This window comes from Xanthomonas sp. 4461 (assembly GCF_024806475.1).
In the GTDB taxonomy this organism is placed as follows: domain Bacteria; phylum Pseudomonadota; class Gammaproteobacteria; order Xanthomonadales; family Xanthomonadaceae; genus Xanthomonas; species Xanthomonas arboricola_F.
Genome location: NZ_JANTYV010000001.1, coordinates 415,156 through 429,160 on the forward strand (window position 1 = coordinate 415,156; position 14,005 = coordinate 429,160).

The 14,005-nt window shown below is 66.2% G+C and carries 14 protein-coding genes; 8 read left to right on the plus strand and 6 right to left on the minus strand.

The genetic code is table 11. The features are described from left to right. Nucleotides 1-2: 2 nt before the first annotated feature. Nucleotides 3-1,586 (minus strand): transglycosylase SLT domain-containing protein, encoded by a 1,584-nt coding sequence (locus FHY19_RS01685; RefSeq protein WP_259161050.1) that lies wholly within the window; start codon nt 1,584-1,586, stop codon nt 3-5. A gap of 283 nt (nt 1,587-1,869) precedes the next feature. Here FHY19_RS01685 and FHY19_RS01690 point away from each other — a divergent pair, with 283 nt between their 5' ends. Both FHY19_RS01690 and FHY19_RS01695 read left to right on the plus strand, forming a co-directional pair. Then, nucleotides 1,870-3,375: a DUF853 domain-containing protein gene (locus FHY19_RS01690; RefSeq protein ID WP_259161051.1), complete on the plus strand. Its 1,506-nt coding sequence runs from the start codon at nt 1,870-1,872 to the stop codon at nt 3,373-3,375. 32 nt (nt 3,376-3,407) lie between these two features. After that, the gene (locus FHY19_RS01695; protein ID WP_259161054.1) at nt 3,408-4,064 is read left to right on the plus strand and encodes a hypothetical protein; all 657 of its coding nucleotides are present in this window, start codon (nt 3,408-3,410) and stop codon (nt 4,062-4,064) included. A 61-nt stretch (nt 4,065-4,125) separates the two neighbouring features. Here the strand turns inward: FHY19_RS01695 and nudK are convergent, their stop codons facing one another. Next, a complete protein-coding gene (nudK, locus tag FHY19_RS01700) occupies nt 4,126-4,725 on the minus strand; it encodes a GDP-mannose pyrophosphatase NudK (RefSeq protein ID WP_259161055.1) in 600 nt (199 codons plus the stop codon). Between the two features lie 437 nt (nt 4,726-5,162). On the opposite strand from nudK, the gene FHY19_RS01705 reads away from it, so the two are divergent. Further along, on the plus strand, nt 5,163-6,437 hold the full coding sequence (locus tag FHY19_RS01705; protein WP_259161057.1) for a hypothetical protein: 1,275 nt from the start codon (nt 5,163-5,165) through the stop codon (nt 6,435-6,437). 240 nt (nt 6,438-6,677) lie between these two features. Here FHY19_RS01705 and FHY19_RS01710 read toward each other — a convergent pair whose 3' ends face one another. Then, on the minus strand, nt 6,678-8,144 hold the full coding sequence (locus FHY19_RS01710) for a rhomboid family intramembrane serine protease (RefSeq protein WP_259161058.1): 1,467 nt from the start codon (nt 8,142-8,144) through the stop codon (nt 6,678-6,680). A 113-nt stretch (nt 8,145-8,257) separates the two neighbouring features. Between FHY19_RS01710 and greB the strand changes: the two genes are divergently transcribed. Next, the gene (greB, locus tag FHY19_RS01715; RefSeq protein WP_259161060.1) at nt 8,258-8,764 is read left to right on the plus strand and encodes a transcription elongation factor GreB; all 507 of its coding nucleotides are present in this window, start codon (nt 8,258-8,260) and stop codon (nt 8,762-8,764) included. A gap of 121 nt (nt 8,765-8,885) precedes the next feature. Here greB and rimO read toward each other — a convergent pair whose 3' ends face one another. Beyond that, nucleotides 8,886-10,259, minus strand: coding sequence for a 30S ribosomal protein S12 methylthiotransferase RimO (rimO, locus tag FHY19_RS01720; protein ID WP_259161061.1), 1,374 nt, complete (start codon nt 10,257-10,259; stop codon nt 8,886-8,888). A 183-nt stretch (nt 10,260-10,442) separates the two neighbouring features. Here rimO and FHY19_RS01725 point away from each other — a divergent pair, with 183 nt between their 5' ends. The 4 genes from FHY19_RS01725 (at nt 10,443) to FHY19_RS01740 (ending at nt 12,304) form a co-directional block, all read left to right on the plus strand. After that, nucleotides 10,443-11,105 carry a dienelactone hydrolase family protein gene (locus FHY19_RS01725; RefSeq protein WP_259151240.1) on the plus strand — a complete coding sequence of 221 codons (663 nt, stop codon included), beginning with the start codon at nt 10,443-10,445 and terminating at the stop codon, nt 11,103-11,105. Further along, on the plus strand, nt 11,102-11,539 hold the full coding sequence (locus FHY19_RS01730) for an HIT family protein (RefSeq protein ID WP_259161063.1): 438 nt from the start codon (nt 11,102-11,104) through the stop codon (nt 11,537-11,539). Before FHY19_RS01725 ends, FHY19_RS01730 begins: the two co-directional genes overlap by 4 nt. Nucleotides 11,540-11,567: 28 nt before the next feature. After that, the gene (locus tag FHY19_RS01735; protein ID WP_005994260.1) at nt 11,568-11,735 is read left to right on the plus strand and encodes a DUF5668 domain-containing protein; all 168 of its coding nucleotides are present in this window, start codon (nt 11,568-11,570) and stop codon (nt 11,733-11,735) included. Between the two features lie 383 nt (nt 11,736-12,118). Next, nucleotides 12,119-12,304, plus strand: a complete 186-nt coding sequence (locus FHY19_RS01740; protein WP_259151244.1) for a DUF5668 domain-containing protein — start codon at nt 12,119-12,121, stop codon at nt 12,302-12,304. Between the two features lie 22 nt (nt 12,305-12,326). On the opposite strand, the gene dcd is transcribed toward FHY19_RS01740, so the two are convergent. Next, nucleotides 12,327-12,896 (minus strand): dCTP deaminase, encoded by a 570-nt coding sequence (dcd, locus tag FHY19_RS01745; protein ID WP_010366727.1) that lies wholly within the window; start codon nt 12,894-12,896, stop codon nt 12,327-12,329. A 95-nt stretch (nt 12,897-12,991) separates the two neighbouring features. Next, nucleotides 12,992-13,843, minus strand: a complete 852-nt coding sequence (gene apbC / locus FHY19_RS01750) for an iron-sulfur cluster carrier protein ApbC (protein WP_259151255.1) — start codon at nt 13,841-13,843, stop codon at nt 12,992-12,994. Between the last annotated feature and the right edge of the window lie 162 nt (nt 13,844-14,005).

Sequence of the window (14,005 nt, forward strand, 5' to 3'; positions counted from 1 at the left end):
GGTCAGCGATCGCAACCGGCCAGCTTGATGCTCTGCCCCGGCTTGAGTGCATACGACGGCGCCTTCAGGCCGTTGGCCTTGGCCAGCTCCTTGATCTCGCACTGGTACTTCTGCGCGACGCGGCCGAGCGTGTCGCCTTTGGCGATGGTATAGCTGCGTGCCTGCTTTGCCTTGGGCTTGGCAACCGCCGGCTGGCCGGTGGCCACGGTGGTCGGCACGCCGGCCATCGGGCTGACATCGCCTACCGCCACGCTGGGCACGTACTCGGGGGTGCTGCTGCTGCGCACGATGGCGCTGTTGAGGTCGGCGGTGATCAGCGTGCGCGCCAGGTCCGCGCGCGGGCCGTTGATGCAGTAACGCGTGTACAGGCTGGCGATGCGGTTGGTGGCGTTGATAACGGTGCCGGCCGGAATCCAGCCATCGGATTCGTAGCGCGGGTTGAGGTTGCGCAACGCGCGCATGTAGCCGTCGCGCGTGCCCATGCTGCCCAGGCAGATGGTCAGTTCATAGATGGTGGTCGACTTGGCCAGCTTCAGCGTGGCCGGTTGCGCATCGAGCTTGGCGAAGTCCACGCCGTACTGGCGCGGGTGCAGGAAGATCCACGCCGCCGCGATCACCATCGGCACGTAGTCCTTGGTTTCGGCCGGGAACTGGTTGTACACGTCCTGCTCCCAGAACCCACGTCCGCCGCTCTGGGTGAACACGCGCGCGGCGCGGCCCTCGCCACCGTTGTAGGCGGCCAGCGCCAGTTCGATGTTGCGGTTGAGCCCGGCCATGCGCTCGTTGAGGTAGGCGGCGCTGGCTTCGGCGGCGCTGCGTGCATCGAAGCGCGTGTCGAAGCCGGTGCCGTCCGGGCCCAGCCCGAAGCGACGCCCGGTGGCCGGCATGAACTGCATCAATCCGGCCGCGCCGGCACGCGAGCTGGCGTGCACCTTGCCGTTGGATTCCTTGGCCATGATGCCGAACAGCAGCGCCTCGGGCAGGCCGCGCTTCTGCCATTCCGGCCACATCACCCCGCGCAGGTTGCTGTAGTTCTCGTAGCTGGTCAGCAAGGCCGGGCGCATGTCGGTCAGCCAGCGGCGGATGCCGGCCTGCACTGCCGGGTTGTATTGCACCATCTTGTCGAAATCGTGGCGCTGGTCGTTGAGCAGCGTGGCGGCACGCGCCGCCTCGGGCACGCCGTTCGCCGCCGGGCCCAGGTGGTCCGGGTCGGCCTGCAGCAGCGTGTCGTCGTCTTCGGGATCTTCGGCCGCCGGCGCTTCGGCATCGGCGCGTGCCTTCAGCAGGCGCTTGTAGGTGGCCAGCTGATTGGCGACCAGGCAGCCGCGCTGCTTGATGCAGGCGTCGATGACGTCTTCCATGTCCTCCAGCGCGGCATCGCCTTCGGCGCTGCCCTTGGGGTCGGAGTTGTTCACCAGCACCAGCGCATCGCGATAGCGCTTTTCGGCGGCGGCCATGCGGGCATCGAGCACGGCGGCCTTCTCCGTGTCGCGCTTGGAGATGGCGTGGGCGGCGGGGACGACAGACATCAGCGCCACCACAGCCAGGACAGGCCATGGGCGCAAACCAAAATGAGCGAGCGGCATCGGAGACAGTGCAGCGGAAAGTCAGGCAGGGTAGCCGCCGGGGCGACACCGGGGCAAGGCAACGCCGCCGGCAGGTCAGTGGCGCGTTAGCTTGGGGTGCCCGCCCGATGCATTGAAGACTGGCGGAACCGGTTGTCTGGCACCTGCGCGCATGCGGTCGATCGTGCTGGATCCCGGTGCCGGCGCGTCGCACAGGCTGACTGTCACGCCCCAGCCGTCGCCCGCCGATTTGCGCGACAAGCTTGCCCGCTAGAATCCGGTCTTTCCTCACTGGATCTGCCCAATGGCCTTGTTCCTGCTCGGCAAAGGCGTCACCGACGATATCCCGGTCGTGCTCGAAGGCCGCTTCGGCAACCGTCATGGCCTGGTGGCTGGCGCCACCGGCACCGGCAAGACCGTGACCCTGATGACCCTGGCCGAAGGCTTCTCGCGGCTGGGGGTGCCGGTGTTCCTGGCCGACGTCAAAGGCGACGTGGCGGGCCTGGCCGTGGCCGGGGACGGCGCGCCCGGCGTGCTGCAGCGCGCCACGGATGTGGGCATCGCCGATTACGCGCCGGCCGCCAGCCCGGTGGTGTTCTGGGACCTGTACGGGCAGCTCGGCCACCCGGTGCGCACCACCGTGAGCGAAATGGGCCCGACCCTGCTTGCGCGCATCCTGGAGCTCAACGACACCCAATCCGGCGTGCTGGACATCGTGTTCAAGCTGGCCGACGACCGCGGCCTGTTGCTGCTGGATCTGGACGATCTGCGCGCATTGCTGGCGCTGGTGATCGAAGAACGCAAGGAGCTGTCGACCAGTTACGGGCTGGTCTCGGCGCAATCGGTGGCCGCGATCCAGCGCGCCCTGCTGCGGCTGTCGCAGGATGGGGGCGAGCAATTCTTCGGCGAACCGGCGTTGGAGCTTGCCGAGCTGATGCGCGTGGCACCGGACGGCCGTGGCGTGATCGGCATCCTGGCGGCCAACCAGCTGGTGCTCAAACCGAAGCTGTATTCCACGTTCCTGCTGTGGCTGTTGTCCGAGCTGTTCGAAAGCTTGCCGGAAGTGGGCGACCTGGAACAGCCCAAGCTGGTGTTCGTGTTCGACGAGGCGCATTTGCTGTTCGACGATGCGCCGGCGGCGCTGGTGCAGCGGATCGAGCAGGTGGTGCGGCTGATCCGCTCCAAGGGCGTGGGCATCTATTTCTGCTCGCAGTTTCCCGATGATATTCCCGACACCATCCTTGGCCAGCTCGGCAACCGCGTGCAGCATGCGTTGCGTGCCTACACCCCGCGCGACCAGAAAGCGGTCAGGACCGCGGCGCAGACCTTCGTGGGCAACCCCAAGCTCGACGTGGCCACTGCCATCTCCAGCCTGGGTACCGGCGAGGCGCTGGTATCGCCACTGCAAGGCAAGGGCGTGCCGGCCCCGGTACAGCAGACCCTGATCGCGCCGCCGCGCTGCCGCATGGGCGCCATCAGCGCGCCCGAACGCGCGCAGGTGCGCGCAACCAGCCCGGTCGGCACCCGCTACGACACCGCAGTCAACCGCGAATCGGCCGCCGAAATGCTGGCACGCCGCGTCGAACAGGTCGCCGAACACAACGCCGCCCCGCCTGCACGCACCCGCGAGGACGAGGACGCGCAGGACAGCGGTTTCGGAAAAGCGGTCAAGGACGCCGTATTCGGCAGTGGCCGTCGCCAGGGCATGCTGGAAACGATGGCCAAGCAGACCTCGCGCACCATCGGCAGCAAGATCGGCCAGCAGATCGTGCGCGGCATCTTCGGCAGTATTTTTGGTGGGAAGCGCTGAGTACAGCGTCACACAGAGACGGGAGCCACAACATGCCGGGAGATGCAGCTGTCGCCGCGCTTGAAGCCGCCGACCAACCGACTGCGCGCTTATCGGACGGACACGGCAGACATACGGAATCGGCAGGTCGCAATCGTGCGCGCGGGTTCCTGCATAGTGCGCACACGCACCTGACCATCGCTCGCTCCGTGGTGTTGGCCCTGTTAGTCAGTGGCGCCAGCTCGGCGCAGGCTGAGAAGAGCGCAAATCAAGACGATTCCCCCACCGACTGGCCATTGGGCCAGCAACACCTGCTCTCCGGCCACTATGTCGGCAAGCTGCACCCGGATAACGGGCGGTGTCAGTCGGTTCGTGCAGAACTCTGGCTAGAAGCGGCAAAGGGTAAGAAAGACAGCCATCGTTACACGCTCAAGACAACGTGCATCACTCGCCAAACCCGAGGCCGCGCAGCCACCCTCACCGAGCGCGGGCCGTGGTGGCTCGACATGATGGGGGACGAGTGCCTGATCCTTTCGCGCAAGGATGTCTCCGATCTCTCGCTCAACCCCAATATGTACGGATTTCGGATCAACGCAACGCATGCGTCGGGAAGCCGCCCGGCAACCTATGAACTCGCCCAGGATGGGAGCAACTGCCACAGCGGCGATTGGCCGGAACACCGCGACAAAGTGTTGAAACGCGTCCGCTAAACGTCAGCCATGCCATTACGCTACAAGGCGGCAATGCAGATGCAGTGAGCAACGTGGCAGGTCATTCCAGCACGCCATGCAGCTTGGCGTACTGCAGCAACATGATGGTCTTGGCATCGGCGATCTCGCCCGAGGCGATCATCGCCAGCGCGGAGTCGAGCGAGAGTTCCAGCACCTCGATTTCTTCGCCATCTTCCTCGAGCCCGCCGCCCTCGCCGACCTTGTCGCCATCGACGTACTCGCCAACGAAGAAGTACAGGCGTTCGGTGACCGAGCCGGGGCTCATGAAGGCCTCGAATACCTTGCGCACGTTGTCGATGCGGTAGCCGGTCTCTTCTTCGGTTTCCTTGCGGATGCAGGTCAGCGCATCGTCCTGGTCGAGCAGGCCGGCGCAGGCTTCGATCAACATGCCGTCCGGATTGCCATTGAGCAGCGTCGGCAGGCGGAATTGCCGGGTCAGCATCACCGTCTGCCTGGCGCGGCTGTAGAGCAGGATGGTGGCCCCATTGCCGCGGTCATACGCCTCGCGCGACAAGGTCTGCCAGCGGCCATCCTTGCGCTGAAAGTCGAAAGTGACCTTGCGCAGCACATACCAGTTGTCGGACAGCACATCGATGCTGCGAATGCGAACCTGCGGGGTGTCGGCGACGGATGGATTCAAGCGAATTCCTTGCAATGGGGGGACCGGCCGCACCTTCGCGATTGCACGCAACCGCATGCCGCCGGCAGCACCATCGCCACATGGCGGGCGGCCGACAGGTAGCGAACCACAGGTTCTGCGCAGAAGTCCATGCGCGGCTGGCGGAAATGATGGCCCATGGCCCGCCGATTGCAATGATCACGATCATCGCAATCGGCGCGAGCCCTGCGTGTGCCTGCACCATCGGCGGGCCTTCGCACGCTCGACTGCGCAGGCCCGCCTCCGCCAGCGGCCTGCGTCACACGCCATCCATCGCTGCGCGCAGGGCAGCCGCCGGGTCACAGGCGGGCGCCCCGCCCCCCACTCGACTGCACCTCCACGAGCCAGACGCGATCCCCAATTGCACCCGGCCGCGCATCGCCTCACAATCCCTTCACATCACACGCCTGGGGAGCGTCATGGAAGATCGTTTTCGCGCACGCAAGGCTGCCGCGCAGGCTGCGCCTGTACCGTTCTGGACCCGCATTCCGGCGATCGCCACCTATCCGCTGCGTGGCTCGGCGCTGTATGCGTTGATTGCGCTGACCCTGTGCAGCGCGTTGCTGGTGTTGCCGGGCATCCTCAAACTGGTGGTCATGGGCGTGCTGGGCATGGCGACCTACACCTACGCCTTTGACATCCTGCGGCATACCGCCGATGGCCAGCCCGATGCGCCCCGGCTCGGCTATGACAGCTTCGACAGCGCGGTGCTGCGCCTGATCCTGCTGGCCATCGCATTGGGCATCGTGATCGGCGTCGCCGCCGGGATCGCAGGCCCCTTCGGGCTGACCATCGCCTACCTGGGCACCATGTTGCTGCTGCCCGGCATGCTGATCTCGCTGGCCATCGACGGCAGCCTGCGCCGCGCGCTCAACCCGGCGGTGTCGATCGACATGGCGCTGCGGATCGGCTGGCCGTATCTTGCCGCCTACGGGCTGCTGTACGTGATCCAGGGCAGCGGCACGGCAGCGGTCTTCGTCGCGCTGAAGTACCTGCCGCCGCTGGTGCGCGAAGCGACGGTGATGATGACCTCGATCTGGACCCTGTTCGCCAGTTTTCATCTGCTCGGGTATCTGGTGTACCAGTACCACGAAGAGCTGGGCTACGTACCCAGCGGCGGGGCTGCGCACGAACGCATCGACCCGGACCAGCGCCTGCTCGACGAGGCCGAACAATACGTGCGCGACGGCCATTCCGACGAGGCGTTCCAGGCTCTGCGCGGCGCGGTGCGCTCGCGCGCGGTGAGCCTGGCGGTGCACGAGCTGTATCAACGCCTGCTGCGCCAGCACCATCGCAACGACGAGCTGCGCGAGCACACCCGGCAATACATCAACCGCTTGTTGCAGGAGAAGCAGGAGCGTCGTGCGCTGGCGCTGCAACGCGAGGCACTGGATCTGGATGCGACATTTACTCCGTTGACGCCGGAGCAGGCCACCCTGCTGGCCGAGCGCGCCAAGATGGCCGGCCAGTTCCAGCTTGCGACCGATGGCCTGCTGGCCGCCATCGCGGGCTGGCCACGCGATCCGATGTTGCCGGGCTGGTCGCTGGATGCTGGCCTGATGCTGGCCGAGCGATTTGGCCGCGACGAGCAAGCCCGCGCCATCCTGCAAAACGCCGCGGATCGCTGCGACGACGACGCACAACGGGCGAAGCTGGATGCAGCATTACGGGCGGTTGCGATCCAACCGGCCTAGCGCATCCCAGACACCGCCGCGAGCGGTCGAAAAACCGTATGCGAAACGTCTTGACGCGCTGCATAAACCGCCTGTACAGCCGCACGGCGGACGCCGTCGGCACTGCCGACGGCATGCATTGAGATGCCGAGCGCGCCATCCACGCGCAACGACGACCGCTCGCCAGGTTCTGCAGCCGCTCCTGATGCGGCTTCAACCCCCGCCGTCGATGCCCGGAATCTGGTCGAACGCGCCGCCGCGTCAACCATTTTCAAGCAGGAAACGGGCCTTCGCCGCCTGGCCCTGCTCCGGAAATTGATCGCGCACCAGCTGCAGCAACCGCGTGCGCTGCTCGCCGGCCTGCAGTTCGCCATGACGCAGCGCCAGCACAAACCAGTGCTGGGCCAGCTCGGCGCGTGGCGCATCGATGTCGCACTCCTTCAATAACCGTTCGGCATCGGCCAGCAGCCCGTTACGCAGGCACGCATCGACCAGAGCCATGCGTGCCGGTAGCGCAACGGCGATCTTGTCCTTGCTCAGTTCTGCTGCCACGCCCAGCTGCACGCGCGTCTGTTGCGCGTGATGGCTCGGCAGGTGCAACAGTGTCTGCGCATGGCGCACGACGTCCTGGGTGCGCCCGGCGTTGCGCGCAACGCGGTAACGGGCCAGCGCGACGTCCTGGCTGTGTGGCTGCTCGCTGGCCAGCTCGGCAAGCAGCCGCTCGGCTTCGAGGTTCTCCATGCGGCCCAGATGGCGTTGCGCACGCTCCCAGCGGTCGTCCACCTGCGCGGCGGCGTCCTCGTCCATGAAGGCCGGGCGGGTCTGCCGCACGGCCACCAGCAGCGCGCCGAGCAGCGCACCGCTGATCAACCCGCCGGCATGCGCCTCGAACGCGACACCGCCGTTATCGCTCCCCAGCAGGCTGTAAAGCTCCCAGCCCAGCCACAGTGGCAGCAACAGGATCGCCGGCCCGCGCACGTAGTTGAAGACCACAAAAAACCAGTAGAAAAACCGCACACGACGGCGGCCCCACACCACGCAGAACGCCCCCATCAAGGCGGCGATGGCACCGGACGCGCCCAAGCCACCGCCGGGCTCGCCCCAGCGCCACCACAGGCTGGCTGCGCTGGCGCCAAACCCGCCCAGCAGATACAGCAGCAGGAACCAGCCGCTGCCGATCGCCCCTTCCAGCAAGGTGCCCAGCGCCAACAGAAACACCATGTTGCCGAATAGATGATCGAAGTCGCCATGCAGGAAGGTGGCGGTGAGCATGCGTGCCGGCGACCACTCCGAGCTGCGTTGCAGATGACGCAGCGTGAACACCTGGGACAGGCGGGCATCGTAGGGCGCACGCAGGCCGCGCCATTGGCGCATCTGCGCTTCGTCCTTGAACAGCGTGCCTTCGCGCAAGGCCTGCGCGAAGGCGACATCATGCATGGTCAGATGCGCCAGGTACGCGATGCGCTGCGGCGCCGGCACGCTGTCCAGCTTGCCCTGCCGCGCAGCGCGTCGCTTGGGGTCAGCGGTCTGCGCCAGGTAGCGTGCGTGGGCCTGCGCTTCCAGCGTGCCCAGCCCGGACTCGACGTAGTAGTGCACGGCGTTGTCAACCAGGTCGTCGTCCCTGCGCTGATAGCCGAGATAGACGACGACATTGATCAGCACCAGCAGCAGGGTCACCCAGGGGATGTTGTGGCGCGACCAGGGCTTGTGCAGCGGCATGAGCAACATGACGACGTCCGTGTCTTGAGAATGGCGCAAAGCTTCGCCGTGCGGCGACAGATGCGCAAGTGGAGCATGCGCGCTAGCATCGCGCCCCACTCCCCCGCCCTCCAAGCCTGTCCATGAGCCGCTGGCGCCCGCCCGCCGAAAAAAGCACTGCCTTGATCACGCCCGAAGGTCACACCCGTCTGAAGGTCGAACTGGAGGATCTGTGGCGGGTGCGTCGGCCGGAGGTGGTACGCGCGCTCGCCGCAGCTGCTGCCGAGGGCGATCGATCGGAAAATGCCGAGTACACCTATCGCAAGAAGCAGCTGGGCGAGATCGACCGGCGTGTGCGCTATCTCAGCAAGCGGCTGGAAGCGCTGCGCGTGGTGGATACCGCGCCCACCGACCCGCACGCGGTGTTTTTCGGTGCGCAGGTGGAGCTGGAGGATGCCGATAGCGGTGAGCTGTTGCGCTATCGCATCGTCGGCCCGGACGAAACCGATGCCGGCCTGGGCTGGATCAGCATCGATTCGCCGCTGGCGCGCGCGCTGCTGAAAAAACGCGTGGACGACGAGTTCGAAGCGCAGCTGCCGGCAGGCAAGCACACCTTTGTGGTGGTGTCGGTGGATTACGGCAGCCCGTAGGCATCCATTGGCAGTCAGCTGCGGCGTAGGAGCGCACTTGTGCGCGATGAGGCGTTAACGATAAGGCCCCATCGCGCACAAGTGCGCTCCTACGGACCGATGTGTACGGGCCAGCGCCCAGTTACACCATCTGCAGATTCAACGACCGCCCTGGCTGGATTGCGACATTGGCCGGCAATGCATCGCCAAACAGATCGTGCTCGTCGCTGTCGGTGATTTCCACATCGACCAGGTCGCCGACCTTCAGCCCAAGCTCGCCGCCGTTCTGGATATGCACCAGGCCGTCGATTTCCGGCGCGTCCGCACGCGAACGGGCCACGGCGATGTCGTCTTCGACCAGGTCGACCAGGCATTGCTGCACGCTGCCGATCTTGGCCTCCAGCCGCATGGCGGAGATTTCCGCCTGCCTGGCCATGAAACGCGCCAGACGCTCCTGCTTCACTTCTTCCGGCACCGGGTCCGGCAGCGCGTTGGCGCTGGCGCCGTCCACCGGCGAATAGGCAAACGCACCGACGCGATCCAGCTGCGCCTGATCCAGGAAATCCAGCAGCGATTCGAACTCGGCATCGGTCTCGCCGGGGAAGCCGACAATGAAGGTGGAGCGCACCGTGATCTCCGGGCACATCGCCTTCCAGCGCTGCACGCGCTCGAGGGTTTTTTCCACCGCACCGGGCCGCTTCATCAGCTTGAGGATGCGCGGGCTGGCGTGCTGGAACGGAATGTCCAGGTACGGCAGCAGCTTGCCTTCGGCCATCAGCGGAATCACGTCGTCCACGTGCGGATACGGATACACGTAATGCAGGCGCGTCCACACCCCCAACTCCGACAATCCTTCGCACAATGCCTTCATGCGGGTCTGGTACGTGCGGTCGCGCCAGGGACGCTCGGCGTACTTCAGATCCACCCCATAGGCCGAAGTGTCCTGCGACACCACCAGTAGTTCCTTGACGCCGCCGCGTACCAGCCGCTCGGCTTCGCGCAGCACCTCGTCTACCGGACGCGAGGCCAGATCGCCACGCATCGAGGGAATGATGCAGAAGCTGCAACGGTGGTTGCAGCCTTCGGAGATCTTCAGGTATGCGTAATGGCGCGGGGTCAGCTTGATGCCGTAGTCGGGCACCAGATCCACGAACGGGTCGTGGCGCGGCGGCAGCGCCGCGTGCACCGCCTCCATCACGCTCTGGTAGTCCTGCGGGCCGGACACCGCCAGCACCTGCGGGTAGGCCTCGCGGATCTGCTCCGGGCGCTTGCCCAGGCAACCGGTGACGATCACCTTGCCGTTGGCGTTCATCGCCTCGCCGATGGCGTCCAGCGACTCGGTCACCGCCGAATCGATGAAGCCGCAGGTATTGACCACCACCACGTCGGCCGCGTCGTAGCTGGGCACGATGTCGTAGCCCTCCACGCGTAGCTGGGTGAGGATGCGTTCGGAATCGACGAGCGCCTTCGGGCAGCCAAGGCTGACGAAGCCGACTTTGGGGTTCAGCTGGGACATGGAAGCAGGAGCCTGGGAAACGGAGCGGCCTGGGGCCTGGGCAAGGCCAATTATAGCGGCGTGCGGGCAGCGCTCTGAACCGCCTGGCCTCGCCAGCCCGGCCGGCTTTGCGAAACCCTCACTTTTCGCGATGCCGGTCCGGTCGATAATGCGCGTCTCCCTCGCTGCACATCAGGAATTCCCATGGGTCACTGGACCACGCTCGACACCCCCGACGGCCAGGTTGCCGCCTGGCACGCCACCCCCGCCTCCAGCCCGCGCGGCGGCCTGGTGGTGATCCAGGAAATCTTCGGCGTCAACGAACATATCCGTGCGGTGGCCGACGACTACGCCGCACGCGGCTACGAAGTGCTGGCACCGGCCTTCTTCGACCTGGAAGAGAAGGACGTGCAACTGCCGTACGACCAGCCGAGCGTGCAACGCGGCCTGGCGCTGGCCAACGCGGTGGGCCTGGAGCGCGCGGTGGAGGTGGTGAAATCCGCCGCTACCTTGCTGACCCGCGCCGGCAAGGTCGGCACGGTGGGATATTGCTGGGGCGGCTCGGTGGCACTGCTGTCGGCCATCCGCCTTGGGCTGCCGTCGGTGAGTTATTACGGTGGCCGCAACACCCAGCTGCTGGACGAAACACCCAAGGCGCCGGTGATGTTCCACTTCGGCGAACAGGACGCCAGCATCCCGCCGGAAGCGATCCAGGCGCACCGCGAAAAACTGCCGCAGATGGAAACCTTCGTGTATCCCACCGGCCATGCCTTCAACCGCAGCATCGACCCCACCCACTACGACGCCGACAGCGCCGAGCGTGCGCTCGAACGCAGCCTGGGCTTCTTCGAGGCGCATCTGGGATGAGCGCACCGGCCTCCCGCGCCCCTGCAGCAAGCGACTTCCAGCTGGATCCGCGGCTGGCGGCCGACAGCGTATTCATCGCCGACGGGCCGCTGTCGCAGGTGCGCCTGATGGACGACACCCGCTTCCCCTGGCTGGTGCTGGTGCCGCGCGTGGCCGATGTCAGCGAATGGATAGACCTGGATGGCGGCCAGCAGCGCCTGTTGCTGGCCGAAATCAACCAGCTCTCGCAGCTGCTGCGCGTCGAGCCTGCCGTGACCAAGCTCAATATCGGGGCGCTGGGCAATATCGTGCAGCAGTTGCATGTGCACCTGGTCGGCCGTCATCCAGGCGATGCGGCCTGGCCGGGGCCGGTCTGGGGCAGCGGCCCGGCGCAGCGGTTTGCGGCCGACGCACTGCAGGAGCGTGTCGCGGCATGGGCGCAGCGGCTACGATAGGCGCCCGTTCGCCAACCTGCCTTCTCGCATGAAATCCAATGTCGTCGCTGCCCTGATCCTGATCCTTGTCGGCCTGTTGTTTCTGGCCAACAACCTGGGCTGGACCAATCTCAGCCTGGGCAAGCTGATCGCCACCTGGTGGCCGGCCGCGCTGGTGGCCTGCGGCATCGGCATGCTGTTCGGGCGTGGCAAGTAGGTAGGGCTGCGGTTGGGGAGTCGGGATTGGGGATTGGTAACAGCGGTGTCTCGGTGCTGGTGACTGGGGTGGTTGTCCAGCTGCGTGTCACTGCCCTGCCCTTTGCCCCTCGGGAGAAGATGCCCCGAAAGGCGGCTGAGGGTCCGTGCGAGGACTCATGCCTTCGATGACGCGTTCTGATCCAGCACCATCCCTTGATGCAGTAGCGTCTGCGGCCATTGCATCCTTGCCCCCACAGCGTGCGCCTTGATTGCTCCTCACGATCGATGCGCACCCGGCAGCGGCGCGACATGACGACTGTCACCTGCAACTGTTGACTTCCGGCACCTGATTGGCGGGGCCATCGCGCGCAGCATGGCCTCACACCCAACGAGGACGCCGCCATGCACAGCCGCCTGATTCCCGCCCTGTTCCTGATCACCCTGGGAACGCTGTTCCTGCTGAACAACCTCGGCCTGACCAGCATGGACCTGGGCGGCCTGATCGCAACTTGGTGGCCGGCCTTCCTGGTCGCTGCCGGGGTGCGCCAACTGCTGCGCTACCGCGAGAAGACGAGCGCGACCTGCTGAAGAGCACGGCCACGCCCGGGGCTCAGGTGCGCGGCAAGGTCACGCCGGTCTGGCCCTGGTACTTGCCGCCGCGGTCCTTGTACGAGGTCTCGCAGACTTCGTCGGACTGGAAGAACAGCATCTGCGCCACGCCTTCGTTGGCATAGATGCGCGCCGGCAGCGGCGTGGTGTTGCTGAATTCCAGCGTCACGTGGCCCTCCCACTCCGGCTCCAGCGGGGTCACGTTGACGATGATGCCGCAGCGCGCATAGGTACTCTTGCCAAGGCACACCACCAGGGTGTCGCGCGGGATGCGGAAGTATTCCACCGTACGCGCCAGCGCAAAGCTGTTCGGCGGGATGATGCACACATCCGATTCGATATCGACAAAGCTGCCCGGGTCGAAATGCTTGGGGTCGACGATCGTCGAGTTGATGTTGGTGAAGATCTTGAACTCGCGCGAGCAGCGCACGTCGTAGCCGTAGCTGGAGGTGCCGAAGCTGACGATGCGCTGGCCGGCGGCGTCGTGCTTGATCTGGCCGGGCTCGAACGGCTCGATCATCGCGTGCTGCTCGGCCATGCGCTTGATCCAGCGGTCGCTCTTGATGCTCATGCGGTGTTCCTTGAAGACGGAAGGCGGCGGGCCGAGCGGCCCGCGCGAAGACGGCGAATTCTACCAGCGGCCGGCACCGGAGGCCGGCCGACGCATTAGAGCAGCGAGGCGGAAATCGGAATGCTGGCGCGCGGACGCTTGCCCAACTCTTCCGACAAGCGCCTGGCTGCCGCCAGGTAGGCCTGCGCGGCCACCGAGTCCGGCGCCGCGATCACGATCGGCTGGCCCGCATCGCCCTGCTCGCGGATCGCGATTGCCAGCGGCAACGACCCCAGCAACGGCACGCCGTACTGCGCCGCCATGCGCTCGCCGCCACCTTCGCCGAACAGATGCTCGCGATGGCCGCAGTTGCTGCAGGTGTGCACCGCCATGTTCTCCACGATGCCCAGCACCGGCACTTCGACCTTTTCGAACATCTTCAGCGCCTTGCGCGCATCCAGCGTGGCGATGTCCTGCGGGGTGGTCACGATCACCGCGCCGGCCACCGGAATCTTCTGCGACAGCGTCAGCTGGATGTCGCCGGTGCCGGGCGGCAGATCGATCAGCAGATAATCCAGATCGTCCCACAGCGTGTCGTTGAACAGCTGGGTCAGGGCCGAGGTGGCCATCGGCCCACGCCAGATCATCGGCGTGTCCTGGTCGACCAGCAGGCCGATCGACATCGCCTCGATCCCGAACGCACGCAGTGGTTCGATCGACTTGTTGTCCGGGCTGTCGGGCTTGCCGCTCAGGCCCAGCATCGCCGGCACGCTCGGCCCATAGATGTCGGCGTCCAGCACGCCCACACGCGCCCCCTGCTGCCGCAGCGCCAGCGCCAGATTGACCGCCGTCGTGGACTTGCCTACCCCGCCCTTGCCCGAACCCACCGCAATCACGTTGCGGATGCGCGGGTGCGGCGCCAGCGCGCCCTGCACCGCGTGCGTGGCGATCCTGCGTTCGCCGCTCATGCCTGGCCGCCCGGTACTGCGCCGGCTCCTGCGCGCGGAGTGTTGTCCCACATCGTTGCCATTACCTGTCCTATCCCGTGTGCGGGCTACGCGGGCCATGCCCGCCGCAGCGCGAAAGACGCCCAGTTTACCGACTCATGTCGTCAGGCTCCGCTATTGCAT